General features: G+C 67.7%; 19 protein-coding genes. 13 read left to right on the forward strand and 6 right to left on the reverse strand.

Features of this window, described 5'->3' with window-relative positions:
* Positions 1-103 precede the first annotated feature (103 nt).
* Together hrpB and ABD719_RS02885 are read left to right on the forward strand one after the other, a co-directional pair.
* Entirely contained in the window at positions 104-2548 is a 2445-nt protein-coding gene (gene hrpB, locus ABD719_RS02880) for an ATP-dependent helicase HrpB (RefSeq protein ID WP_344691854.1), read from the forward strand.
* Between the two features lie 9 nt (positions 2549-2557).
* Positions 2558-2839, forward strand: a complete 282-nt coding sequence (locus ABD719_RS02885; RefSeq protein WP_344691959.1) for an ETC complex I subunit — start codon at positions 2558-2560, stop codon at positions 2837-2839.
* A 112-nt stretch (positions 2840-2951) separates the two neighbouring features.
* On the opposite strand, the gene msrA is transcribed toward ABD719_RS02885, so the two are convergent.
* The gene (msrA, locus tag ABD719_RS02890) at positions 2952-3500 is read right to left on the reverse strand and encodes a peptide-methionine (S)-S-oxide reductase MsrA (RefSeq protein ID WP_344691855.1); all 549 of its coding nucleotides are present in this window, start codon (positions 3498-3500) and stop codon (positions 2952-2954) included.
* A 61-nt stretch (positions 3501-3561) separates the two neighbouring features.
* On the opposite strand from msrA, the gene galE reads away from it, so the two are divergent.
* Positions 3562-4551 (forward strand): UDP-glucose 4-epimerase GalE, encoded by a 990-nt coding sequence (galE, locus tag ABD719_RS02895; RefSeq protein WP_344691856.1) that lies wholly within the window; start codon positions 3562-3564, stop codon positions 4549-4551.
* A gap of 123 nt (positions 4552-4674) precedes the next feature.
* On the opposite strand, the gene ABD719_RS02900 is transcribed toward galE, so the two are convergent.
* Complete coding sequence (locus tag ABD719_RS02900) at positions 4675-5400, reverse strand: phosphatase PAP2 family protein (RefSeq protein WP_344691857.1); 726 nt, start codon at positions 5398-5400, stop codon at positions 4675-4677.
* 80 nt (positions 5401-5480) lie between these two features.
* On the opposite strand from ABD719_RS02900, the gene ABD719_RS02905 reads away from it, so the two are divergent.
* The 7 genes from ABD719_RS02905 to ABD719_RS02935 all read left to right on the forward strand — a co-directional run bounded on the left by ABD719_RS02905 (position 5481) and on the right by ABD719_RS02935 (position 12481).
* Complete coding sequence (locus tag ABD719_RS02905) at positions 5481-7013, forward strand: CoA-acylating methylmalonate-semialdehyde dehydrogenase (protein WP_344691858.1); 1533 nt, start codon at positions 5481-5483, stop codon at positions 7011-7013.
* A 7-nt stretch (positions 7014-7020) separates the two neighbouring features.
* Positions 7021-8163: an acyl-CoA dehydrogenase family protein gene (locus ABD719_RS02910; RefSeq protein WP_344691859.1), complete on the forward strand. Its 1143-nt coding sequence runs from the start codon at positions 7021-7023 to the stop codon at positions 8161-8163.
* A gap of 121 nt (positions 8164-8284) precedes the next feature.
* Positions 8285-9331, forward strand: coding sequence for an enoyl-CoA hydratase/isomerase family protein (locus ABD719_RS02915; protein WP_344691860.1), 1047 nt, complete (start codon positions 8285-8287; stop codon positions 9329-9331).
* Positions 9332-9343: 12 nt separating this feature from the next.
* Complete coding sequence (locus tag ABD719_RS02920) at positions 9344-10120, forward strand: enoyl-CoA hydratase (protein WP_344691861.1); 777 nt, start codon at positions 9344-9346, stop codon at positions 10118-10120.
* 6 nt (positions 10121-10126) lie between these two features.
* Entirely contained in the window at positions 10127-10249 is a 123-nt protein-coding gene (locus ABD719_RS02925; RefSeq protein WP_344691862.1) for a hypothetical protein, read from the forward strand.
* The gene (gene mmsB / locus ABD719_RS02930; protein WP_344691864.1) at positions 10249-11136 is read left to right on the forward strand and encodes a 3-hydroxyisobutyrate dehydrogenase; all 888 of its coding nucleotides are present in this window, start codon (positions 10249-10251) and stop codon (positions 11134-11136) included. The genes ABD719_RS02925 and mmsB overlap by 1 nt, the downstream gene beginning before the upstream one ends.
* A 109-nt stretch (positions 11137-11245) precedes the next feature.
* A complete protein-coding gene (locus ABD719_RS02935) occupies positions 11246-12481 on the forward strand; it encodes an NAD(P)/FAD-dependent oxidoreductase (protein ID WP_344691866.1) in 1236 nt (411 codons plus the stop codon).
* Positions 12482-12591: 110 nt separating this feature from the next.
* Here ABD719_RS02935 and ABD719_RS02940 read toward each other — a convergent pair whose 3' ends face one another.
* The 3 genes from ABD719_RS02940 to ABD719_RS02950 form a co-directional block, all read right to left on the reverse strand.
* On the reverse strand, positions 12592-13347 hold the full coding sequence (locus tag ABD719_RS02940) for an SDR family NAD(P)-dependent oxidoreductase (protein WP_344691867.1): 756 nt from the start codon (positions 13345-13347) through the stop codon (positions 12592-12594).
* A 105-nt stretch (positions 13348-13452) separates the two neighbouring features.
* On the reverse strand, positions 13453-14373 hold the full coding sequence (locus ABD719_RS02945) for a LysR family transcriptional regulator (protein ID WP_344691868.1): 921 nt from the start codon (positions 14371-14373) through the stop codon (positions 13453-13455).
* A 283-nt stretch (positions 14374-14656) separates the two neighbouring features.
* The gene (locus ABD719_RS02950; RefSeq protein WP_344691869.1) at positions 14657-15943 is read right to left on the reverse strand and encodes an Hsp70 family protein; all 1287 of its coding nucleotides are present in this window, start codon (positions 15941-15943) and stop codon (positions 14657-14659) included.
* Between the two features lie 531 nt (positions 15944-16474).
* Here ABD719_RS02950 and ABD719_RS02955 point away from each other — a divergent pair.
* Complete coding sequence (locus ABD719_RS02955) at positions 16475-19405, forward strand: TonB-dependent receptor plug domain-containing protein (protein ID WP_344691870.1); 2931 nt, start codon at positions 16475-16477, stop codon at positions 19403-19405.
* 60 nt (positions 19406-19465) lie between these two features.
* Here ABD719_RS02955 and clpB read toward each other — a convergent pair whose 3' ends face one another.
* Complete coding sequence (gene clpB, locus ABD719_RS02960; protein ID WP_344691871.1) at positions 19466-22045, reverse strand: ATP-dependent chaperone ClpB; 2580 nt, start codon at positions 22043-22045, stop codon at positions 19466-19468.
* Positions 22046-22205: 160 nt separating this feature from the next.
* On the opposite strand from clpB, the gene ABD719_RS02965 reads away from it, so the two are divergent.
* A complete protein-coding gene (locus ABD719_RS02965; RefSeq protein WP_344691872.1) occupies positions 22206-25049 on the forward strand; it encodes a M16 family metallopeptidase in 2844 nt (947 codons plus the stop codon).
* An 11-nt stretch (positions 25050-25060) separates the two neighbouring features.
* Positions 25061-25360: a hypothetical protein gene (locus ABD719_RS02970; RefSeq protein WP_192128634.1), complete on the forward strand. Its 300-nt coding sequence runs from the start codon at positions 25061-25063 to the stop codon at positions 25358-25360.
* The last annotated feature ends 1208 nt before the right edge of the window (positions 25361-26568 follow it).

Here is a 26568-nt window from a genome sequence, read left to right on the forward strand (position 1 = left end):
GCTTCGATTGCGCTCAGCACGAACGGGGTTGGAATTAGATCGTATCATCGCTGGCAGAACGTCCCGCTTTCCGCACCCGCCCGGCTTGTGGCAGGGCACCCCCATGTCCGCCCCCGCCGCCCTGCCGATCACCGCCGTCCTGCCCGACCTGCTTGCCGCGTTGCGTGGCGGATCGTCGGCGGTGCTGGTCGCGCCGCCGGGTGCGGGCAAGACGACGGCGGTCGCGCCCGCCCTGCTCGCCGAGCCGTGGTGTACGGGCGAGGTGCTGCTGCTGTCGCCGCGCCGGCTGGCGGCGCGCGCGGCGGCGGAGCGGATGGCGCAACTGGCGGGCGAGGCGGTCGGCGCCACGTTCGGCTATGCGACCCGGCTCGACAGCCGGCGATCGGCGGCGACGCGGGTGACGGTGATGACGCAGGGCATCTTCACCGCGCGCATCCAGGCCGATCCCGAACTGGCCGGCGTGTCGGCGGTGCTGTTCGACGAGGTGCATGAGCGCAGTCTGGAAGGGGATGTCGGCCTCGCCTTCGCGCTCGACGTGCAGGGGGCGCTGCGCCCCGACCTGCGACTGGTGGCGATGTCGGCGACGCTCGACGGCACCCGCTTCGCCGCGCTGATGGGAGACGCGCCGGTGATCGAGAGCGAGGGGCGCAGTCACCCCCTCACGCTGCGCTATCTGGGCCGCGCCGCCGAACGCCGACTGGAGGACGAGGTGGCCAGCGCGATCCGCCGCGCGCTGGCGGAGGAGGAGGGCGGCGTGCTCGCCTTCCTGCCCGGCGTCGCGGAAATCGAGCGGGTGGCCGAACGGCTCGATCGCCTGCCCGAGGGGGTCGAGCTGTTCCGCCTCCACGGCAATCTCGATCCCGCCGAACAGCGCGCGGCGATCCGCCCGGCCGCGTCGCGCAAGGTGGTGCTGGCGACCTCCATCGCGGAAACCAGCCTGACGCTCGACGGTATCCGCGTGGTAGTCGATCCCGGCCTTGCCCGCCGGCCGCGCTACGATCGCGCGGCGGGGATGACCCGGCTCGTCACCGAACGCGCCAGCCAGGCGGCGGCGACGCAGCGCGCCGGCCGCGCCGCGCGGCAGGGGTCGGGCGTGGCGTATCGCCTGTGGGAGGAGGCGGCGACCGCCGGCCTGCCGCGCTTCGATCCGCCCGAGATCGTCGAGGCCGACCTGTCGTCGTTGTTGCTCGCCAGCGCGATCTGGGGCGTCGCCGATCCGCGGTCGCTCGCGTGGCTCGATCCGCCCCCGCTCGCGGCGGTGACGGAGGCGCGCGAGCGGCTGGCGACGCTGGGCGCGATCGACGCGGACAACCGGCCGACCCCGCACGGCCACGCCATCGCCGCGCTGCCGATGCCGCCCCGCCTCGCGCATATGCTGATCGTCGCGGGTGGGCGTGGCCTTGGCCGGATCGCGGCGGAGGTGGCGGTGCTGCTCGGCGAGCGCGGACTGGGCGGCAACGACCCCGATCTGGAGGTGCGCCGCCGGCGCTGGCGCAGCGAACGCGGCACCAAGGCGGAGGGCGCGCGCAAGCTGGCCGGACGCTGGGCGCGGCTGGTCGCGTCCGGCGATGAGGCGGGGGAGGGCGCGGAGGGATTGTGTATCGCGCTCGCCTTTCCCGATCGCGTGGCGCGGCGGCGCGATGCATCGGGCGAACAATGGGCCAGCGTCGGCGGGCGCGGGTTCCGGCTCGATCCCACCGCCTCGCTGGCGCGGGCCGAATGGCTGGCGGTGGCGGAGACGCAAGGGTCGGCGGCGGGCGCGCGCATCCTGTCCGCCGCCCCGATCGACCTTGCCGGCATCGAATCGCTGTTCGCCGACGCGATCCGGCTGGTCCGGAGCGTCACCTTCGATCCCGCGACCGGCGGCGTGCAGGCGCTGCGCGAACGGCGGCTGGGTGCGCTACGGCTGCAATCGGGGCCGGACAGCGCCGCCGATCCGCGCGACGTGGCGACGGCGCTGCTCGACGGGGTGCGTCAGCACGGGGTGGCGCGCCTGCCCTGGGACGACCGCGCGGTGCAGTTGCGCGACCGCGCGGGCTATGCCGGGATCGACAGCGACGCGCTGCTGCTCGACCGGCTGGACGAGTGGCTGCCGCCGCTCTTGGCCGGCAAGCGCCGGCTCGATCAGGTCGCGCCCGGCGAGTTGATCGAGGCGATGCGGACCGTGATCGGCTGGGACGCGATGCGCCGGATCGACCGGGTGGCACCCGCCGCCTTTACCTCGCCCGCCGGCAGCGGCCACGCGATCGACTATGCCGCCGAAGGTGGTCCCCGCGTCGAGCTGCGCGTGCAGGCGCTGTTCGGGCTGGCAGTGCATCCGGTGGTGGGGGAGGGGCAGGTACCGCTGGTCCTGTCGCTGACCAGTCCGGCCGGGCGGCCGATCCAGACGACGCGCGACCTGCCCGGCTTCTGGGCGGGCAGCTGGGCGGCGGTGGCGAAGGAGATGCGCGGCCGTTATCCCCGCCATCCCTGGCCCGACGACCCCGCTGGCGCGGCGGCGACGCTGCGCACGAAAAATGCGGATGCAAGGCGCGGCGGATCGCGGTAGATGACGGTCATGGCAACCGCTCGCATTTTCCAGCGCCCGAAGAACTCGATGCAGTCCGGTCGCGCCCGGACCGACCAATGGCAGCTCGAATTCGAGCCGGCCGAGGCCAAGCATCCCGATCCGCTCACCGGCTGGGCCGGCAGCGGCGACACCCGCGACCAGATCCGCCTGCTGTTCCCGACTGTTGAAGCGGCGATCGCGCATTGCGAGCGCGAGGGGCACGACTACACCGTGGTCCCCGCGCCCGCGAAGACGCTGAAGCTGCAGGCCTACGCGGATAACTTCCGCTAACCGACGCAGGGCTGCGTCACCCGGCCCTGCCTATTGCCGCCTCCCCGGCGAAGGCCGGGGAATCGATATCAGGATGGCCCGTGATCTTCCGATGGGAGCCACGGGCCCGGCATCACGCCGCGACCGCCTTCGATCGCGCCGCGAAGCTCTTGCGCAGCTTCTGCAGCTTGGGCGGGATCACCGCCATGCAATACGGGTTCGATCGGCCCGACGTTTCCCAGTAATCCTGATGATAGCCCTCGGCCGGGTACCAGGTATCCATCGGTTCGATCGTGGTGACGATCCGGCCGCCGGTTTCGCCCGCCCGCTCGATCGCCGCCTTCATCGCCTCTTCCTGTTCGGGCGAGGCCGGGAACATCGCCGACCGGTACTGGGTGCCGACATCGTTGCCCTGCCGGTTCAGTTGCGTCGGGTCGTGCGTCGCGAAGAAGATGTCGAGCAGGTCGCCCAGATCGAGCTGTTCGGGATCATAGCCCACCCGGATCGCCTCGGCATGGCCGGTGTCGCCGCCGCACACCTGCTTGTAGGTCGGGTTCGGGACCGTGCCGCCGATATAGCCGCTTTCGACCGAGGTCACCCCGATCACGTCCTTGAACACCGCTTCGGTACACCAGAAGCATCCGCCCGCGAGCGTCACATATTCAGTCCCACGTTCCGTCATCGCCAACTCCTTTGATCCCAAGATAGGAAGCCGCTAGGGCGCCCGCAAAGGGAGACGATCGATGGCGGTTATGGTGACGGGCGGCGCAGGGTATATCGGCAGCCATGCAGTGCTGGCGCTGCTCGATGCGGGGCAGGAGGTCGTGGTGGTCGACAACCTCGTCACCGGGTTCGACTGGGCGGTGGACGACCGCGCGACGCTGGTCGAATGCGACATCGCCGACGAGGGGCGGGTACGCGCGGCGATCCGCGGCTACGATGTCGATGCGATCATGCACTTCGCCGGATCGGTGGTGGTGCCCGAATCGGTCACCGACCCGCTCAAATACTATCGCAACAACACCGCCGCCTCGCGCTCGCTGATCGAAAGCGCGGTGACGGAGGGGGTGAGGCATTTCATCTTCTCGTCCACCGCCGCGACCTATGGCACGCCGGAAAAGGTGCCCGTCGCCGAGAACGACCCGACCGTGCCGATCAATCCCTATGGCATGTCGAAGCTGATGACCGAGGCGATGCTGCGCGACGTGGCGGCGGCGCATCCGATCAACTATTGCGCGCTGCGCTACTTCAACGTCGCCGGCGCCGATCCCGAGGGCCGCTCGGGCCAGTCGACGGCGGGCGCCACCCACCTCATCAAGGTGGCGGTCGAGGCGGCGACGGGGCGGCGCAGCCACGTCTCGATCTTCGGCACCGATTTCGACACGCGCGACGGCACCGGCGTGCGCGACTATATCCACGTCTCCGATCTGGCCGCCGCGCATGTCGCGGCCCTCGATCTGCTGCGCGCCGATCCGGGCAGCAGCCACACGCTCAACTGCGGCTATGGTCGTGGTTTCTCGGTCGCCGAGGTGCTCGACGCGGTCGACCGCGTCACCAACATGACGATCGAGCGCAAGCTGGAGGGCCGCCGCGCGGGCGACCCCGCCGAACTGGTCGCCGACAACAGCGCGATCCTCGCCGCCCTGCCGTGGCGCCCCGAACGCGACGATCTGGAAGGCATCGTCCGCGACGCGCTGGCCTGGGAGCGCAAGCTGGCCGAGCGGGACCGGTAAGAGAGCAACGCCCTTCCTGGAAAGCCCCTCCCCTTCAGGGGAGGGGTTGGGGTGGGGCCTCTCCCCGAACGTCGCGCTTGTGGAAGCACCCCGTCCCCGAAAGGGAGGGGAGAATCGTTTCCCCTACCGCTCCCCGCCGATCGCGGCGCGGGTGCGGGCGGTCGCCCACCACCAGCCCAGTGCCCACAGCGTGCCGAAACTCCACCCGGCCAGCACGTCGGACGGCCAGTGGACGCCCAGATATACGCGGCTGGTGCCGATCGCCCCGGTCAGCAGCACGGCCGCCCCGAACAGATAGCGCCGCGCCGCCCGTTCCGGCACCACCTGCGAGGCGAGCGCCGCGAGCGTCAGGTACACCACCGCGCTGCCCGCGGCATGGCCGCTGGGAAAGCTGGCATTGTGGACCGGCACCAGATGCTCGACCAGATCGGGCCGCGCGCGCGCGACGATGCGCTTGATGATCTCCACCATCTGCCCGCCCGACCAACTCGCCGCCGCCAGCATCAGCGCGGTCAGCCACAGCCGCTGCGCCAGCAGGAACCCCGCCACCAGCACCACCACCAGCGTCAGCACGGTGCCGCCGCCCAGCGCGGTCAGGTCCACCGCCACGCGCGGCAGCCAGCGCGGCCCGCCCCAGGCGCGCAACCCCTCCACGATCGCGCGATCGGGCGCGAACGGCAGTCGCGCGACCAGCCAGCCGAGCAGCAGCACCGCCAGCGCGGCGATCGCCAGCAGGGCCAGCCCGGCCAGCGGGCGGGGCAGGGGGCGGACGGGGTCCGGGGCGGTATCGGCCATGGCAGGTACGGTCATCGCCGTGCCCTGCCAGAAACCATCGTCGCGATCCAACATCGTCCTGCCCCGCACACGGTAACTTACCCCTTGCCACCACGGGCGCGGCAGGCGAGATCACCGGCCATAGGAGAGAATAGATGCGCAACATCGATCACGTGATCGCTGGCGGCGGGGCGACGACACGCGCCCGCACCGGTGATGTCTACGACCCGAACACGGGCGAGGTGCAGGCATCCGTCGCGCTGGGTACCGTCGCCGATCTCGACCGCGCGGTCGCCGCCGCGCAGGGCGCGCAACCCGGCTGGGCCGCCACCAATCCGCAGCGCCGCGCGCGCGTGATGTTCCGGTTCAAGGAACTGGTCGAACGCGAGATGGACGCGCTCGCCCATCTGCTGTCGTCCGAACACGGCAAGGTGATCGCCGACAGCAAGGGCGATATCCAGCGCGGGCTGGAGGTGATCGAATTCTGCTGCGGCATCCCGCACGTGCTGAAAGGCGAATATACCCAAGGCGCCGGCCCCGGTATCGATGTCTATTCGATGCGCCAGCCGCTGGGCATCGGCGCGGGGATCACCCCGTTCAACTTCCCCGGCATGATCCCGATGTGGATGTTCGGCGTGGCGATCGCGACCGGCAATGCCTTCATCCTGAAGCCGTCGGAGCGCGATCCCTCCGTTCCCGTCCGCCTCGCCGAACTGATGCTGGAGGCGGGCGCGCCGGCAGGCATCCTGCAGGTGGTCCACGGCGACAAGGAGATGGTCGACGCGATCCTCGATCATCCCGCCATCGCCGCGGTCAGCTTCGTCGGCTCGTCCGACATCGCGCATTACGTCTATCGTCGCGGGGTGGAGGCGGGCAAGCGCGTGCAGGCGATGGGCGGCGCCAAGAACCACGGCATCGTCATGCCCGACGCCGATCTGGATCAGGTCGTCGCCGATCTGGCCGGGGCCGCGTTCGGCTCGGCCGGGGAACGGTGCATGGCGCTGCCGGTGGTGGTGCCGGTCGGCGAGAAGACCGCCGATGCCCTGCGCGAAAAACTGATCCCCGCGATCGACGCGCTGCGGGTCGGCGTCTCGACCGATGCGCAGGCGCATTACGGCCCGGTGGTCAACGCGGCGCACAAGGCGCGGGTCGAGCAATGGATCCAGACTGGCGTCGACGAAGGCGCGGAACTGGTCGTCGACGGGCGCGGCTTCGCGTTGCAGGGGCATGAGCGCGGCTTCTTCATCGGCCCCAGCCTGTTCGACCGGGTGACGCCCGATATGAGCGCGTACAAGGAGGAGATCTTCGGCCCCGTCCTCCAGATCGTCCGCGCCCCCGATTTCGAGACGGCGGTGCGCCTGCCCAGCGAGCACCAGTACGGCAACGGCGTCGCGATCTTCACCCGCAACGGCCATGCCGCGCGCGAATTCGCCGCGCGCGTCAATGTCGGCATGGTCGGGATCAACGTGCCGATCCCGGTGCCGGTCGCCTATCACAGCTTCGGCGGCTGGAAACGGTCCGCGTTCGGCGACACCAACCAGCACGGCATGGAAGGCGTGAAGTTCTGGACCAAGGTGAAAACGATCACGCAACGCTGGCCGGACGGCACAGCGGAACTGCCACGCGGTGCCGAAGACGGCGGACCTTCGCGCGTGCAGGACGCGTTCGTCATTCCGACGATGGGCTGAGGCGAGCATGACCGACCAATTTGATCTCACTGACGACCAGCGCGAGATCCAGGATCTCGCGAGCCGCTTCACCGCCGATCGCATCACCCCCCATGCGGCGGAATGGGACGAGAAGCACATCTTCCCGCGCGACACGATCAAGGCGGCGGCCGAACTCGGCTTCGCGGCGATCTACGTGTCCGAGGAATCGGGCGGCATCGCGCTCGGCCGGCTGGAGGCGGCGCTCATCATGGAGGCGATGGCCTATGGCTGTCCCTCCACATCCGCGTTCATCTCCATCCACAACATGGCATCGTGGATGATCGACCGGTTCGGGTCGCAGACGGTGAAGGACAAGTATCTGCCCGATCTGGTCACGATGGACCGGCTGGCCAGCTATTGCCTGACCGAACCCGGATCGGGTTCCGATGCCTCGGCGCTCAAGACGCGGGCGGTGAGGGACGGCGACGACTGGATCGTCACCGGTTCCAAGCAGTTCATCAGTGGCGCGGGCGAGAACGAGGTCTACGTAACCATGGTCCGCACCGGTGAAGAGGGGCCGAAGGGCATCTCCGCGCTGGTGATCGAGAAGGACATGCCCGGCGTCTCGTTCGGCGCCAACGAGCGCAAGCTCGGCTGGCATTCGCAGCCCACCCGGCAGGTGACGTTCGATGGCGTGCGCGTGCCGGGCGAGAACCTGGTCGGCGAACTGGGCGAGGGGTTCCGGATCGCGATGACCGGGCTGGACGGCGGCCGGCTCAACATCGGCGCCTGTTCGCTGGGCGGCGCGCAGCGCTGCCTCGACGAGGCGATCCGCTACACGAAGGACCGCCACCAGTTCGGCAAGGCGATCGCCGAGTTCCAGAACACGCAGTTCACGCTGGCCGACATGGCGACCGAGCTAGAGGCGGCGCGCGCGCTCCTCTACATGGCGGCGGGCAAGGTGACCGCGAACGCGCCCGACAAGACCCGCTTCGCCGCGATGGCCAAGCGGCTCGCCACCGACATGGGCTCCGCCGTCGCCGACCGCGCGTTGCAGTTGCATGGCGGCTATGGCTATCTGATGGACTATCCGATCGAACGCTTCTGGCGCGACCTGCGCGTCCATTCGATCCTGGAGGGCACCAATCAGGTGATGCGCATGATCGTCGGCCGGGACCTGACACGATGAAACCGCGCGCAGCGCCTTCCATTACCTTCTTCTCCGCGCCTCCGCGTCTCCGCGTGAACAGGAAGATCGGGTTCACGCGGAGACGCGAAGACGCGGAGGGGGTGCGCTTGGAATGGCTGTCATGACCGACCAACTGATCGTCGAGGTGCAGGGGCCGGTCGGCCGGATCGCCCTCAACCGACCCAAGGCGCTCCACGCGCTGACGGCGGAGATGTGCGACGGCATCCTCGCTGCGCTGGAGGCATGGCGCGGCGACGACGGCATCCGCGCCATCATCCTCGACCATGCGGCGGGTACGCGCGGGTTCTGTGCGGGCGGTGACATCCGGATGCTGGCGGAAAGCGGCGCGGGTGACGGTGCGGTGGCGCGGCACTTCTTCGCCACCGAATACCGGATGAACCACCGGCTGTTCACCTATGCGAAGCCGATCGTCGCGGTGATGGACGGGATCACGATGGGCGGCGGTGTCGGCGTGTCGCTGCCCTGCCGCTATCGGATCGCGACCGAGAACACGAAGTTCGCAATGCCCGAAACCGGGATCGGCCTGTTCCCCGATGTCGGCGCGGGCTGGTACCTGTCGCGCCTGCCCGGTCGCATCGGGCAATATCTGGCACTGACCGGTCAGCGGCTGGACGGGGGCGAGGCCCATGCCCTCGGCCTCGCCACCCATTACCTCCCCGCCGACCGGCTGGACGAGGCGAAGGCCCGCATCCTCGCCGATCCGACCGCGATCGACGCCGCGCTGGCTGCGCTGTCCGCGCCGCCGCCCGAGGCCCGCATCCTCGCCGATCGCGCCGCGATCGACCGGCTGTTCGCCGCCGACACGCTGGAGGACATCCTGGCCGCGCTGGACGCGGACGGCGGCGAATGGGCCACCCGGCAACGCGCCACGCTCGATACCAAGTCGCCGCAGGCGATGAAGGTGTCGCTGCGCCTGCTGAAGGACGGGGCCGGCATGGCCAGCTTCGCCGACGAGATGGCGCACGAATATGCCGTCGCCGCCCGCGTGGTGCAGCGCCACGACTTTACCGAAGGCGTGCGCGCGGTGATCGTCGACAAGGACAATGCCCCCCGCTGGAACCCCGCCACCCCGGACGGCGTCAGCGATCACCTGATCGACCAGATCTTTGCCCCCCTGCCGCCGGCAGAGGCGTGGACCCCGGAATAGAGGAAATACCGCATGGCCGACTACGAAACCCTGATCGTCGAACGGCGCGACCGCGTCACGCTCGTCACGCTCAACCGGCCGCAGGCGCTCAACGCCCTGAACGCGCAGGTGCTGGACGATCTGTTGAGCGTGATGGCCGCGCTCGATGCCGACCCGTCGCAGGGCTGCGCGGTCATTACCGGGTCGCCCAAGGCGTTCGCGGCCGGTGCCGACATCAAGGAGATGCAGGCCCAGGGCTTCGCCACCATGTACGGCCATGATTTCTTCGCCGGCTGGGACCGGTTCACCCGCACCCGCAAGCCGGTGATCGCGGCGGTGGCGGGCTATGCGCTGGGCGGCGGCTGCGAACTGGCGATGATGTGCGATTTCATCCTCGCCGCCGACACCGCGAAGTTCGGCCAGCCCGAGATCAAGCTCGCCGTCTCCCCCGGCATGGGCGGGTCGCAGCGGCTGGCCCGCGCGGTCGGCAAGGCGAAGGCGATGGAGATGTGCCTGACCGGCCGGATGATCGACGCCGACGAGGCGGAACGGGCCGGGCTGGTCAGCCGCGTGATCCCCGCCGCCGATCTGGTCGAGGAGGCGGTGAAGACCGCCGCCGCCATCGCCGCCATGGCCCCGCTCGCGGTGCTGGCGAACAAGGAGATGGTGAACATGGCGTTCGAAACCGGGCTGGCGGCGGGCGTGCAGTTCGAACGCCGCCTGTTCCACGGCCTGTTCGGCACCGCCGACCAGAGCGAGGGCATGGCCGCCTTCGTCGAGAAGCGCGCCGGTGCGTGGACGGGGAAATAGCACGCGATGATCTGGCTGGCGCTGGGCGTCGCGGCGATCGTCGCGCTGATCGGCGGCGTCCCGGCCGCGCTGAGTGCCTTTCTCGGCTGGCTCCGCCGGGACCATAAGCACAGGAAGAGGATGAACTGATGGCACGCATCGCCTTTATCGGGCTCGGCAACATGGGCGGCGGCATGGCCGCGAACCTCGCGAAGGCGGGTCACGCGGTCCATGCCTTCGACCTGTCCGCCGACGCGCTCGCCCGCGCCGAGGCCGCCGGCTGTACCGCCGCCGCCAGCGCGGTGGCGGCGGCTGAAGGTGCCGAGGCGGTCGTCACCATGCTGCCTGCCGGTCGCCATGTCGCCGAGGTGTATGCGGCGCTGTTCCCGGTGCTGTCGGGCAACGCGCTGCTGATCGACTGTTCGACGATCGACGTCGCCACCGCGCGGGCCGTCGCCGGCGATGCCGCCGCGCGCGGGCTGGTCGCGGTCGATGCGCCGGTATCCGGCGGGATCGCGGCGGCGGCGGCGGGCACGCTCACCTTCATGGTCGGCGGCGACGACGACGGGTTCGCCCGCGCGGAGCCGATCCTGTCGCAGATGGGCAAGGCGGTGATCCGCGCCGGCGGCAACGGCGCGGGGCAGGCGGCCAAGATGTGCAACAACATGATCCTCGGCGCGACGATGGTCGCGACGTGCGAGGCGTTCGTGCTGGCGGAACGGCTGGGGCTGGACGCGCAGGCCTTCTACGACATCGCCAGCGTCTCGTCGGGGCAGAGCTGGTCGATGACCAGCTACTGCCCGGTGCCCGGCGTCGGCCCCGTCACCCCCGCCGACAACGACTATCGCGGCGGTTTCGCGACCGCGCTGATGCTGAAGGACCTGCGTCTCGCCACCGACGCCGCGGCGGACGCGGGCAGCCCCGTGCCGATGGGCGACCGCGCCCGCGACCTGTACGAGGCGCTGGCCGCCGCCGGGCAGGGCGACCGCGACTTCTCCGCGATGCGCCCGTTCCTGCGCGATGGTAGGAACCACTAGCTTCGTCATTGCGAGCGCAGCGAAGCAATCCAGAGCGTGTCGCGCAACGGCTGGATTGCCGGGTTGCATCGAACGTCGAAGCCGGCACGATACCGCACGGAGGCTCCCCTTGCCCGATCCCCATTACGACATCCTGATCGTCGGCGCCGGCCATGGCGGGGCGGGGGCAGCGATCGCGCTGCGCCAGCGCGGCTTCGACGGCACGATCGCGCTGCTCGGCAGTGAGGATGCGCTGCCCTATGAACGCCCGCCGCTGTCGAAGGAATATCTGGCCGGCGACAAGCCGTTCGACCGCATCCTGCTCCGCCCCGCCGCCTTCTGGACGGACCGGGCGATCACGCTGCTGCCCGGCCGCACCGTCGTGGCGGTCGATGCCGGTGGCCACCGCGTCACCACCGCCGATGGCACGACCATCGGCTATCGCCACCTGATCTGGGCGACCGGCGGCGCGCCGCGCCGGCTGGCCTGTGCGGGTCACGATCTGCGCGGCGTCCACGGCGTGCGGACTCGTGCCGATGTCGACCGGATGATCGCCGAACTGCCCGCCGTGACGCAGGTGGTGGTGATCGGCGGTGGCTATATCGGGCTGGAGGCGGCGGCGGTGCTGACGAAGCTGGGCAAGCCGGTGACGGTGCTGGAGGCGTTGCCCCGCGTGCTGGCGCGCGTCGCGGGCGAACCCCTGTCCCGCTTCTACGAGGCGGAGCACCGCGCCCACGGCGTCGACCTGCGCACCGGTGTCGCGGTGGCATGTATCGAGGAACGCGACGGCGCGGCCTCCGGCGTCCGGCTGGCCGATGGCCGCGTGCTGGCGGCGGACATGGTGATCGTCGGCATCGGCATCGTCCCCGCGGTCGACCCGCTGATCGTGGCGGGTGCGGCGGGGCAGGCGGGTGGCGTGATGGTGGATGCGCAGTGCCGCACCACCCTGCCCGATATCGTTGCGATCGGGGATTGCGCCGCCCATGCCAACGCCTTTGCCGGCGGCGCCACGATCCGGCTGGAATCGGTGCAGAACGCCAGCGATCAGGCGATGGTGGTGGCCAGGACGCTGACCGGCGCCCCCGAACCCTATCAAGCGGTGCCGTGGTTCTGGTCGAACCAGTACGACCTGAAACTGCAGACGGTCGGCCTCTCCACCGGCTACGACGCCACCGTCCTGCGCGGCGATCCGGCGACGCGCAGCTTCTCGCTGGTCTATTTCCGCGCCGGCCGCGTCATCGCCCTCGACTGCGTCAACCGCGTCCGCGACTATGTACAGGGCCGCGCGCTGGTGACCGGCGCCGTCATGGCGGACCCGGCAGCCGTCGCCGATCCCGCGCGGGATTTGAAGACGCTGATCGAATAGAAGGCCGGGTCAGCCGAAAATGCCGGCCGCAGTCGACGTAGCGCGGCACCGCCTCTCCCAAAAACGATCGGATTTCGAAAGAGCGGCAGCTTTCCCGACAAATGGTAACGTCAGAGAGACCATCCGCCATCGATGACGGTCGCAGCGCCCGTGACGAACCCGCCAAGGTCTGAGCACATCCACAGCACCGCCTCGGCGATCTCTTCGGGCTTGCCAAGCCGGCCGACGGGTTCGAGGTCGATCGCCTTCTGAATATCCCCGCCCGTGAAGCGGTCCATCATTGGCGTCTCGATATTGCCCGGCAGGACGGCATTCACGCGGATGCCTTTCGCAGCATAATCGAGCGCGGCCGAGCGCGTCAGCCCGATGATAGCGTGCTTGGACGCTGAATAGGCCGCGCCGCCTGCGACACCGCGAATGCCCGCACCCGACGACGTATTCACCACCACGCCACTGCCCTGCGCGACCATCTGCGCCAATTCATGTTTCATGCAGGTGAAAGTACCGCGCAGGTTGATGTCGAGAATACGGTCCCATTCGTCCATGTGGATTTCGTGAACCGACGCTGCCTTGTTCTCGACTCCGGCATTGTTGAACGCACAGTCGAGCCGGCCGAACCGCTCAACGGTGCGGGCGATGGCCGTCTCGACTTGCCCTGGTTCGGCCACATCGCACGTCACCGCCAGCACCTCGCCACCGTTGCGTTCGATCTCGGCGCGTAGTTGCTCCAGCGCGTCTTCTGACCGGTCGCTGATTGCGACCTTCGCGCCTTCGCGTGCGAAGGCAATGGCGGCGGCGCGGCCGATGCCGCTGGCGGCACCGGTGACAAAGGCAACCTTGCCGATGAAACGTTGAGCGTTGGTCATGTGACGGGTGTCTCGTATGCGGTTGATCCGTCATCGAGATAGGTGGAGTAGCTACATCGGTCAGGCCATTCAGGTCTCATCGAACCGATGAACCTCGTTCATCGCTCACGACCGCGTTCCGAGCGGGGCCACTTCGCGGATAAGGTCGATGAGCAGGCGCAGGCCAATCGGAAGCTGTCGGCGGCTGGGATAATAGACGTGAAAACCCGGTCCGCTCGGGGCCCAATCCGACAAGATGATCTGTAGCGCTCCTTGCGCCACTGCCGGCGCGACGCAGGCTTCGGGAAGATAGGCGCAACCTCCCCCCGCCGCGGCAAGCGTCAGGCCGAACTGGGTATTATCGATCGTCACCGGTCCCGGCACGTCGATCTCCACCCGATCGCCGCCCCGCTCGAATTCCCAATGGTAGAGCCGGTCATCGCCGAGCCGAACACGGATACAGCGGTGGGCGCGCAGATCCTCCGGGTGCGCCGGAACCCCATACCGGTTGAGGTAGGCCGGGGCGGCGACCACCACCCAGCGAAGATCGGCGGACAGGCATTGCGCCACCATATCTTCGGGTACGGTGCCGCCATAACGGATGCCGGCGTCGGCACCGGCCGCAACCACGTCCAGCATGTCGTTGGTCACCCGGACATCCACCTCCACGCCCGGATGTCGTTCGGCGAAAATGGGCAGGACGGGGGCGATGAGAAGCGTGCTGGCATGTTCCAGCACGTTGAGGCGGATGCGCCCCATGATTTCGCCCATAACCCGATAACGGTTGAGGCTGTCGTACGCGGAGCCGATCGCCGACACGGGCCCATCAAGCGCCGCGAATAATTCCTCGCCGGCCGCCGACAGGGTGACGCTCCGACTCGTACGGTTGAGCAGACGGACGCCAAGGCGCGCCTCCATCGCCTTCAGCGCGTGGCTGACCGCTGACGCGCTGACGCCCAGCTCGCGTCCGGCGCGCCGGAAGCTACGCTGCCGGGCAAGGGCCAGGAACGTGGCCGTATCAGCGAGATCGGCGCGACCGGCAGGCATTTTGGATTGCTCCAGCAATAGCTTCTACGAAGCGAATGATCCCGCACGGGCCACCGACTTTCTCACAAACGAATCCATAGCGGAACAGTCGCCCTGCTGATTTTGCTCAAGAGCGCTTGAAGCATCCGCTTTCCCGGAGTCCGTTTCCGAATTGCCGTTTGAAGACGCAGAGACGGGAATGGTCGCGGCGTGCGAATGACGGCTTTCAGGAGTATAGATTTTCAGCCGCGATGTCCGGGTGTGGGCGCTTCCCGCCATTCATCCGCCCGCCCATGCCGCGCCGTCACCCGCTCGCCCAGGCCGCGATGTCGTCCTGTCGCCCGATCAGCGCCAGCCCGTGCGCGATCGACGTCAGTTCGCCGCCGGTCGCGATCCGTCCTTCGCCGAACCGGTCCACGAACAGCCGGCGGATGCGCGGGGTCAGCGAGGTGCCGCCGGTCAGGAACACGCGGGTGATCGCCGCGTCCCCGGTGGCGGCGGCGGCCAGCGCGCGGTCGACCGTCTGGTCGATGCGTGCGATGTCGGGCGCGATCCATGCCTCGAACGCCGCGCGCGTCACCGGCGCCTCGATCGCCAGCCCCGCGCCCTCGAACCGGAACGTCGCTTCCTCCGCGGTCGACAGCGCGCGCTTCAGCCGGCCGACCGCGTCGTACAGTTGATAGCCCAGTTCCTGCTCGACCACCGCGATCATCCGCTCGATCGCCTCGGGATCGATCGCGGCGCGCCGCAATGTGTCGAGCGCGGCCAGCGTGCGGCGGTTGCGCATCAGGGCAAGGCGCGACCAGTCGGAAAAATCGCTGAAATAGCCGCCCGGTATGTCCAGTATCTTGTCGAACGATCGATACTGTCCGCCCTTGCCCAGCATCGGCATCACCAGATGGTCGACGATGCGGGTATCGAACCGGTCGCCGGCGATGCCGACCCCGGCATGGCCCAGCGGGACGCAGCGTCGCGCCGCGCCCGGCGCCTCGACCCGCACCACCGAGAAATCGCTGGTGCCGCCGCCGAAATCGGCGACCAGGATCGTGGCGGGGTCGGTCAGCGTCGCCGCATGGCTGAACGCGGCGCCCAGCGGTTCGTAGACATAATGGACCTCCGCCCCCAGCGACCCGAACACCGCGTCGTAGCGCGCCCTGGCCAGCGCCTCGTCCGGGCGGCTGCCCGCGAACGCCACCGGCCGGCCGACCACGACGCGCGTGGCGCCCCCGTCCATCGCCCCGCCCGCATGCGCTGCCATCTTCGCGACGAACTGCCGCCCCAGATCCTCGAAGCGCATCCGCCGCTCGAAGATCGTGGCATGCTCGAAACTGGCGCTGGCGGCCACCGACTTGAACGACTGGATGAAGCGGCTGCCTTCCGGGAAGTCGAGATATTCGCGGATCGCCCATGGCCCGGCCTCCACGCCCAGTCCGCCCGGCTGGTCCCCGTCCTCCCAGAAGCACAAGGCCGACCGGAACACCGACTCGCCGCCATCGGGGCCGGCCATGGTCACCAGCGCGGCGCCATCGCCCGACGCGACCGCGGCGACGGAATTGGTCGTCCCGAAATCGAGGCCCAGCGTTCCGGTCATCGTATATGGGCCTCCATCGCCGATGTCGTGTCCATTATCGGTCGGGCGGGCGTTTCAACCCCGTCATCGATGCACGACATCGACCGTGCGCTACCAACCGGTTCAAACATCATTGCAGCCATCGTTTCCGTGTCAACGTCGCAGCCCTGCATCGAATAGGCCGGAAGATATCCAGGCAGGGTCTGCCGGACAATGGCGGCGGATTGTGGGTCGGTCGGAGCAGGGCGCCATTATACTGGCGGTATGAAATATTCGGATACCTGTCCCAAATGGCCATCGTTGACCGGCATCCGCTCAATCGATTGTATACTGGTCAGCAATATTCCGACTATAGGACATGCAATGTGCCATTTTGACCACAGCCTGATGTCAAACGTATGTTGATCCTGTTGCAATGGCTTTACAGGAAAATCCCGTCCGATCATGCCCTTCCCAGCGTCCCTCGGTCAATTGATCAGGCTATGGGGCATTGGTAGAACCGACATCGGCATTGTCACAAAGCAAGCCGATGTGGGCAGGCGAGGTATAACCATGAATACGACCCATCGTTCCACGCGGAAGGCTGCGCTGCTTGCGGCAGTGATGCCGTTCGCGGTGATACTATCGACGGCCGCCCATGCGCAGGCCGCGCCCCAGACCCCGGCGGACCCCCAGGCGACGGAAAGTGCCGATGACATCGTCGTCACCGGTTCGCGTATCGCTCGTCCCGAAGTCGACTCGCCCGTGCCGGTCACGACGATCACGAATGCGCAGTTGCTGCAACGTGCATCGCCGAACGTCTCGGATATCCTGAACGAACTGCCTCAGGTCGCGGTCGGATCGACCCGCACCAATTCGAATTTCCTGACATCGGGCACGGGTATCTCCACCGTCAATCTGCGCGGCCTTGGATCGAACCGCACGCTGGTGCTGGTGAACGGCCGTCGCTTCATCGGTGGTTTCGGTGGCGATACCGCCGTCGACCTCAACAATATCCCGGTCGATCTCATCGAGCGCGTCGACAACATCACTGGTGGGTCGTCCGCCGTTTACGGGTCGGACGCCATCGCGGGTGTCGTGAACTTCATCATGCGCGACAGCTTCGAAGGGCTGCAGGTACGCGCGCAGGGTGGCATCACGGAGCGCGGCGATAGCGGTCGCTATCTCGTCAGCGTGACCGGCGGCACGAAATGGGGCGCTGACGATCGCGGCAACGCGCTGTTCAATGTGTCCTACGACCGGGATCAGGGCCTGTTCTCGTCGGACCGGGCCATCTCGGCTCAGGATTGCGCCAATCTCGTCTGCGGCCCGGCGTCGTACAGCTCGTTCGCACCGCAGGGGCAATTCCAGCTCATCAACGGGGCCAACGCGGCGGTATCCGCACTGCCCGGTGGCGTATCGAATTTCTCGTATAATCCCGATGGATCGCTGGCGTTGCTGCGGGGCTATCAGGGCGGCGCCTATGGGTTCAACCGCAACGGCGTCCGGCGTATCTCGGTGCCGCTCGAGCGGTATCTGGCCAACGCGATCGTCAACTACGAGCTGACCGATTCGATGAAGGCCTATGGTGAAGTCACTTATGGCCGGACCAGCTCCAACGCCTCGCTGGAGGCATCCGCGCTGGCCGAAACCGATATCTACGCCAGCGGTGGTATCCCGATCACCAACGCCTTCATCCCGACCTCGATCGCCAACGCGATCAATCTGGCGAATTCGGATGCCAATTCCGCCAATGACATCACGTCGATCGCGTTTCGCCGTCGTCAGAACGATGTGTTCAGCCGCAGCAACCGGGCGAAGCGCGATACGTGGCGCGCGGTTGCGGGCGTACGCGGCGATCTGGGGTCGAAGTTCAACTACGACGTCAGCTACGTCTTCGGCCATCTGAACGACTTCAACGCAAGTCAGGATGTCGATACCGCCCGGTATCGCCAGTCGCTCGATTCGATCCGGATCGGCGCCGGCAACGTCGTCGGCACCGATATCGTCTGTCGCGATGTCGCCGCACGGGCGAATGGCTGCGTCCCGATCAATCTCTTTGGTCTCAACACGGCGGACCCGCGGGCGGCCTCCTATGTCCAGGCGGTCGTGCCTAAGTCGGAGGAGATCACCAACGAACAGCATGTCATCACGGCCAGCGTGTCGTCGTCGTCGCTGTTCGATCTGGGTGCCGGCGGGGTCGGCGCGGCGATCGGCGTCGAATATCGCAAGGAATCGGTGGTCGACGATCTCGATATCCTGACCAACACCGGCGGCAATTCGGGCAACCAGATCCCCGATCTGCGCGGTTCGCAAAGCGTTCGCGAAGTGTTCGGCGAAGTGAACGTGCCGCTGCTGTCGGATCGTGGCCTCTTCCGCTATCTCGGCGTGAACGGCGCGATCCGTTATTCCGATTACAACACGATCGGCGGCGTCCTGAGCTGGAATGCCGGTGCCGAATGGGAACCGGTGCGCGGCCTCCGGCTGCGCGGCCGCTACGCGGTCGCCAACCGGGCACCGAACAACAGCGAGCTGTTCAGCGCCCCGAGCGAGACGTTCGCCGGCGTGACCGATCCCTGCGACGGCATCACTCGTACCTCGACGGGTGGCGGCGATGCGGCCTGTCGCGCCGTCCCCGGGATCGCGGCCTTCTTTGCCGCCAATCCGAACGGGACGTTCGCTTATACGCTGGCCGACACGCAGGGCATCAACGGCTTCGTCGGCGGTAACCGCAACCTGAAGGAGGAAACGGCCAAGACGATCACGGCCGGCTTCACCTTCACGCCCGATTTCCTGCGCGGTTTTCAGTTCACGGCGGACTATTTCGATATCCGTGTTGACGATGCCATCAACACGCTCGATCGCAGCGACACGGTCGAAAAGTGCCTGCTGACCGGTGATGCGGTGTTCTGTGACAATGTGCTCCGCTTCGCACCGACCGGCTATCTCCAGACGGTGAACGCGCAGCTCATCAACGTCGCCGGCTACAAGGTCCGTGGTATCGATGCGTCGGTGCGTTACAGCCGGCCACTGGGTCTGACGGAAAACGACAATCTGTCGATCATCGGTAACTACACCTATCAGATCGACTACCGGTTGCAGACCGATCCGGCGTCCCCGGTGGACGAATTCGCCGGCTCGTTCGGTCGCGGCTTTTCGGAACACCGCGCCAATGTCCGGGCGACCTATCGGACCAATGGCACCGGTCTGAGCTGGCAGACGACGTTCCTGAGTGGAGGGCCGTTCACCGTCAACAATTTCATCAGCAACGATCCGGCGGTCGTCGCCCTCAATGACGTCAAGGATTACTGGCTGCACAACCTGCAGATCAGCCAGGAAGTGACGGCCGGGTTCACCTTCTTCTTCAACATCGACAACGTCTTCGACAAGAAGCCGCAATATCTGCCCGGTACGCCGTTCAACACGCCGACCGGTCTGGAAACGTCCGCCGACTTCGATCTGTTCGGCCGGGCCTTCACGGCTGGTGCCCGCTTCCGGTTCTGAGCAGGGCGACCATCGATCTAGAAAAAGGGGCGGCGCAGCGATGCGTCGCCCCTTTTCGCGTTACCCGACGACCAGCGCCAGTTTGCCGTCGCCCTCGTCGACCGCCACGGTCGTGCCGTCCTTCACCTCGCCGCGCAGGATCATGTCCGCCAGCGGGTCCTGCAAATGGCGCTGCACCGCGCGCTTCAGCGGCCTCGCGCCGTATACCGGGTCGTAGCCCACCCGGCCCAGCCACGCGCGTGCCGCATCGGTCAGGTCCAGCGTCACCTTGCGGTCGGCCAGCAGCTTGCCGACGCGCCCCACCTGGATATCGACGATCGGGCCCATATGCGCCTGTCCCAGCCGGTGGAACAGGATCACCTCGTCCAGCCGGTTGAGGAATTCCGGGCGGAAATGCGCGCGGACGATGTCCATCACCTGCGGCTCCACCGCCTCCACGTCCTGCCCCTCGTCCAGATTGGCGAGATATTGCGCGCCGAGGTTGGAGGTCAGCACGATCAGCGTGTTGCTGAAATCCACCGTCCGGCCCTGACCGTCGGTCAGCCGCCCGTCGTCCAGCACCTGCAGCAGTACGTTGAACACGTCGCCATGCGCCTTCTCCACCTCGTCGAACAGCACCACCTGATAGGGGCGGCGGCGCACGGCTTCGGTCAGGACGCCGCCTTCCTCATACCCGACATAGCCCGGGGGGGCGCCGATCAGCCGCGCCACCGCGTGCTTCTCCATGAATTCGCTCATGTCGATCCGCACCATCGCGTTGGGGTCGTCGAACAGGAATTCGGCCAGCGCCTTGGTCAGCTCGGTCTTGCCCACGCCGGTCGGCCCCAGGAACAGGAAGCTGCCCATCGGCCGGCCCGGGTCCTGCAACCCCGCCCGCGCGCGGCGCACGGCGGTGGAGACGGCGCGCACCGCCTCCGCCTGCCCGATCACGCGTTTGCCGATCGTCTCCTCCATGCGCAGCAGCTTCTCGCGCTCGCCCGCCAGCATCCGGTCGACGGGGATGCCGGTCCAGCGGCTGACCACGCCGGCGATATCGTCGGCGGTCACCTCCTCGCGCAGCATCGCGCCTTGGGTCTGGCCCTCGGCCGCCGCCAGCAGCTTCTGCAACTGCGGGATCGTGCCGTACGACAGCTCCCCCGCGCGGGCGAGGTCGCCGCCGCGCTGCGCCTGTTCCAGCTCCAGCCGCGCCGCGTCCAGCTGCTCCTTCAGCTTCGCCTCGGCGCCGATCTTGTCCTTCTCCGCCTGCCAGCGCGTGGTCAGTTCGGCGGACTGCTGTTCCAGATTGGCCAGTTCGCCCTCCAGCGTCTCCAGCCGGTCGCGGCTCGCCTCGTCGCTTTCGCGGCGCAGCCCCTCGCGTTCGATCTTCAGGCGCAGGATACGGCGGTCGAGGCCCTCGATCTCCTCGGGCTTGCTCTCCACCTCCATGCGGATGCGGCTGGCGGCCTCGTCCATCAGGTCGATCGCCTTGTCGGGCAGGAAGCGGTCGGTGATGTAGCGGTTGGACAAGGTCGCCGCCGCCACCAGCGATCCGTCGGTGATCCGCACGCCGTGGTGCAGCTCGTATTTCTCCTTCAATCCGCGCAGGATGCTGATCGTGTCCTCCACGGTCGGCTCGCCGACGAACACCGGCTGGAACCGCCGCTGGAGCGCGGGGTCCTTTTCGACATGCTTGCGATATTCGTCGAGCGTGGTCGCGCCGACGCAGTGGAGTTCGCCGCGGGCCAGCGCCGGTTTCAGCAGATTGCCCGCATCCATCGCGCCTTCGGATTTGCCCGCGCCGATCAGCTGATGCATCTCGTCGATGAACAGCACGATGTCGCCATCGGCGGCCTTCACCTCGTCGATCACGCCCTTCAGCCGTTCCTCGAACTCGCCGCGATATTTCGCGCCCGCGATCAGCGCGCCCATGTCCAGCGACATCAGCGTCTTGTCCTTCAGCCCATCGGGCACGTCGCCATTGGCGATGCGCAGCGCCAGCCCCTCGACGATCGCGGTCTTGCCCACGCCGGGTTCGCCGATCAGGACGGGATTGTTCTTGGTGCGGCGCGCCAGCACCTGGATGGTGCGGCGGATCTCCTCGTCGCGGCCGATCACGGGGTCCAGCCGGCCGTCGCGCGCCGCCTGCGTCAGGTCGCGCGCGAACTTCTTCAGCGCGTCGTACCGGTCCTCGGCGCCGGCGGTGTCGGCGGTGCGGCCCTGGCGCAGCTGGTTGATCGCGGTGTTCAGCCCCTCCGGCGATACGCCCGCCGCCTTCAGCGCCTTGCCCGCCGCGGTCGTCGTCGCCAGCGCCAGCGCGACCAGCAGCCGCTCGACCGTGACGAAGCTGTCGCCGGCCTTGCTGGCGATCTGCTCGGCCGAATCGAGCGCCCGCACCAGGTCGTTGTCGAGCCCGGGGGAGCCTTGCGCGCCCGATCCGCTGACCGCAGGTATCTTTGCGAGTGCCGCATCGACGTCCGCCACCGCGCGTCGCGGTTCGCCGCCGGCCGCCTGGATCAGCCCGGCGGCCATGCCTTGCTCGTCTTCCAGCAACGCTTTCAGCAGGTGCTCGGGGGCGATCCGCTGATGGTTCATGCGGATCGCAACGGTTTGCGCGGACTGTAAAAAGCCCTTGGCGCGGTCGGTGAATTTTTCGAGGTTCATGATCGGTCCTGTTGCCTTCATGCCAAGATAGTGTTGCCAATATAGCACACAAGTGGTCGCGGAAATAAACCGGCTCACCGGCGATGTAGTGGAGCGAAGCCCATTGCACAGGGGCGGTTTCGATGCTTACCACACGCCATCCAGCAGGAGCCCATGTCGCATGTCGTTCAAGTCCGCCGCCCTCGTCGGCGCCGCCGTGATTGCGTTCATCCCGTCCGTCCACGCCCAGACGAAGGTCGCCGCCGCCGCGCCGGTCGCCAGCCTCGTCAGCCAGGTCGATATTCCCTATCAGACCTTCACGCTGGCCAACGGCCTGCGCGTCGTCGTCCACACCGATCGCAAGGCGCCCGTCGTCGCGGTCAGCGTCTGGTACGATGTCGGCTCCAAGCACGAGCCCAAGGGCAAGACCGGCTTCGCCCACCTGTTCGAGCATCTGATGTTCAACGGATCGGAGAATGCGCCCGGCGATTTCTTCGAACCGCTGAAGCAGGTCGGCGCCACCGATTACAACGGCACCACCTATTTCGATCGCACCAACTATTTCGAAACGGTGCCGACCGCGGCGCTGGAACGCGCGCTGTTCCTGGAATCCGACCGGATGGGCTATCTGCTCGGCGCGATCACGCAGGGCGTGCTGGATGAACAGCGCGGCGTCGTCCAGAACGAGAAGCGGCAGAACGACAACCAGCCCTACGGCCTGCTCGGCTACAAGATCACCGAGGGGCTGTTCCCCGCCGCCCATCCTTATGGTCATGACACGATCGGCTCGATGGCCGATCTCGATGCCGCCAGCGTGCAGACGGTGAAGGACTGGTTCCACGATCATTACGGCCCCAACAACGCGGTGCTGGTGCTGGCGGGCGATGTCGACGTCGCCACCGCCCGGTCGCTGGCCGAGAAATATTTCGGCGGCATCAAGGCGGGGCCGAAGAGCAACCTGCCCGCCGCCCCCGTCGTCACGCTGCCCGCGCCCGTTAACGAGACGATCCGTGATCGCGTGGCCGCGACGCTGATCACCCGCAACTGGGCGACGCCGGGGCTCAACGATCCCGCCGCCGCCTCGCTCGATGTCGCGGCCGGCGTGCTGGGCGGGCTCGCCTCGTCGCGGCTGACCGACCAGCTGGTCCGCAAGGAAAAGCTGTTCACGCAGGTGTCCGCCGACAGCAGCGCCTTCGCGCAGGTCGGCACCTTCTCGATCGACGGGCTGGTGCGGCCGGGCGTCGACGTCGCGCTGGCGACGAAGCGGCTGGACGAAGTGACGGCGCAGTTCCTGAAGGACGGGCCGACCGCGGACGAGGTGTCGCGCTTCGTCACCTCCACGGTATCGCGGCGTATCCGCGGGCTGGAATCGGTCGGCGGCTTCGGCGGCAAGGCGGTCGCGCTGGCGGAAGGCGCGCTCTATTCGAACGATCCGGGCTTCTACAAGAAGCAGCTGGCGGCGCTCGCCGCGCAGACCCCCGCCACGGTGAAGGCGGCGGCGAACAAGTGGCTGACCCGGCCGGTGCTGGCGATCAACGTCGTGCCGGGCGATCGCGACGCCTATCAGGAGGCGCAGGTCCCCGCCGCCGTGCCGGTCGCGGCCGCCCCCGAACAGCCCGCAAAGGGCACGCGCGGCACGCTGCCCGCGGTCGGCGAGGTCGCCGGGCTCAGCTTCCCCGCCGTCACCCGTACCCGTCTGCGTAACGGGATCGAGGTAGTCTATGCGCAACGCACCGCGGTGCCGATCACGCAGGCGGTCATCAGCTTCGATGCCGGCTATGCCGCCGATGTCGCCGGCAAGCTGGGTACCGAGCAGGTGACGCTCGACATGATGGACGAGGGGACGACGACGCTCGACTCCAATGCCCTCGCCCAGGCCCGCGAACGGCTGGGCGCGTCGATCGGCACCGGCATGACGCTCGACCGCACGGTGCTGACACTGGGCGTGCCCAGTGCCAACCTCAACCCCGCGCTCGACCTGTTCGCCGACATCGCCCGCAACCCCGCCTTCGCCGAGCCCGAAGTCGCGCGGCTCAAGAACCAGCGGCTGGCGGAAATCCAGCAGGAACTGACCAACCCCGCCGGTATCGCGGGCCGGATCGTCCCCCGCATCGTCGCGGCGGGCACCCCGTATGAAAAGGCGCAAGGCGGTGGCGATCCCGCGGTGGTGGCGGCGCTGACCCGCGCCGATCTGGTCGCGTTCCAGCAGGCGTGGCTGCGGCCCGAAAAGGCGAAGATTTTCGTGGTCTCCGATCGTCCGCTGGCCGAGGTGAAGGCGGCGCTCGACGCCCGGTTCGGCGACTGGCGCGGCACCGGCGCGGTGCCTACCAAGGCATCGTCCGTCACGCCGCCGGCCACGCGTCCGCGCATCCTGCTGTTCGACCGGCCGGGCAGCCCGCAGTCGCTCATCACCGGTGCGGTCAGCAACGGGCTGACCGGTACGCAGGAACTGCTGCCGGTGCAGGCCGCCAACGATGCCCTGGGCGGCAGCTTCCTCGGCCGGATCAACATGGACCTGCGTGAGGGTAAGCACTGGTCCTACGGCGTCAACGGCGGGTTCCAGCGTGCCGAATTCGCCGCGCCCTATCTGATGCGGGCACCGGTGCAGGCGGACAAGACCGGTCCGTCGATCGCCGCGCTGCAACAGGACGTGAAGGAGTTCCTCACCACCAGGCCGATGACCGAGGCGGAGTTCGACCTGTCGATCAACGGCGCAATCCGGTCGTCCTCCGGCCAGTTCGAAACCTCGGGCGCGGTGCTGTCGGCGATGCAGCAGAACGATCTCTACAAGCGGCCCGACGATTATTACGCCACGATCGCACAGCGTTACCGCGCACTCACGCTGCCGCAGCTGCGCACCGCCATCGGCCAGGCGATCGATCCGTCGCGCATCACCTGGATCGTGGTGGGCGAGGCGGCAAAGGTGAAGCCGCAGCTTGACACGCTGGGGATGCCGGTCGAGTTGGTGACGGCAAGCTCGCTGGGCCTTCCCGCCGCCGCTCCGGCGCCGGCCCCCGCGAAGTAAGGAGAGAGCCGATGGCCACCGTCGATGGCAGCTACGACTGCACCGTGAAATCGCCGCTGGGCGATCAGAAGATGACGCTCACCGTTCGCAGCGAGGGCGACGGCTTCACCGGCGACGTGTCGGGCGCGATGGGCAGCATGGACGTGACCGGCACGGTCGACGGCAACCGGATCGGCTGGAAGCAGAGCATGACCGTGCCGATGCCGATGACGCTCGACTGCGAAGCGACGATCGACGGCGACACGCTGGTCGGCACCGTCGGCGCCGGCGCGTTCGGCAGCTTCCCGATGTCGGGCACGCGCACCGCCTGAACCCCGCCCGTCGCGGCAGTGACGATACGGACCCGCTTCCTCCTTAGGGAGGGGGCGGGTTCTTTCGTATCCGGCGGCGACGATGGTCCACCTGATGACATGGTGGCACCATGATCGTCGCGATGGTATCGGGGACCGGGCAGGAGGCCGTGTATGGCCACGAACTTCTCACGTCGGGGCGAACCCGCGCCGGCCCCCCAAGCCGCCGCTGTCTGGCTATTGCGGCAGCGACCGCCACTGGCGATCCGCCGCTGAAATCCGATCCGGGGGCCGGGCCCTGGAATTCCAGAGCCAAGACCGCCGGCGCGATCGCACAACATGCAGGATTGCCCGGGTTGGTCATGCACGGGGCACCCAATCTCTATCCCGGGGTGAAGGCGACGCGGCATCTGCGGCATTATCTGTTGAACACCGGACTTGCCTACAGGATTGATCTTGAAGACATGGTTCGTTCGGTGCCCAGTGCGCAGGTCGGTATGATGCTGGAATTTCGTCAAGCACAGCAAGTCATTCGAACGCTGCCTGTCGGGCGGCATCTCTTTCGATCCATCTTCGGGGGGGGGCGGTTACAACATTCAAGCCGAAAACGCCGATTGGTACTTTGCGATCGGCGGATATACCCGCCGGGGCAAGGGAGAGGTTGTCATAGCCGAAGGAAAGGTCGGGCGTCATTGCGAAGTAGATTTTGAATATTGCATGTATGATTGTTATAACTGGGATGGAGGCAAGGAGGTCACCATCATGGTGACCACGATCACTGACGAGCTCATCGGGCACCATACGCGCCGGAATTTTCCGAAGAGGCAAATGCCCTTCTGGGACCTCGGGACGGAAACTGGAATCCAGAGGCTGCCAGGGGCTTAAAAACCGGACAGGTCGCTTGGGGTGTCAATGACAGCGGAGGCCCGAACATCGGCTTCGCGCCCGCTGGTGACGGCAGGGTCCGCGTCTTCCTGTTCTGGCACCAGACCTGATCCGGCATCCCGCCCCGGCTCGACCGGTCGATGGGTCCCTGTCCTACACGCCGGCTTTGCGTCTAGAGTTGGATGACATCAGGGTGAACCGGATGTTCGTCATGGCGAGCGTAGCTTGGCGGCTCGGGGCATCCTGATCCGGTGCTGGGTTGCGTCGCTACGCCTACATCGGATTAATATATTCCGCGTTGACGGATACAGGATGAGCAGGGGGAACAGGGTTCATGCGGGCAA

Origin of the sequence: Sphingomonas cynarae, from assembly GCF_039537815.1 — a bacterium.
Classification (GTDB): domain Bacteria; phylum Pseudomonadota; class Alphaproteobacteria; order Sphingomonadales; family Sphingomonadaceae; genus Sphingomonas; species Sphingomonas cynarae.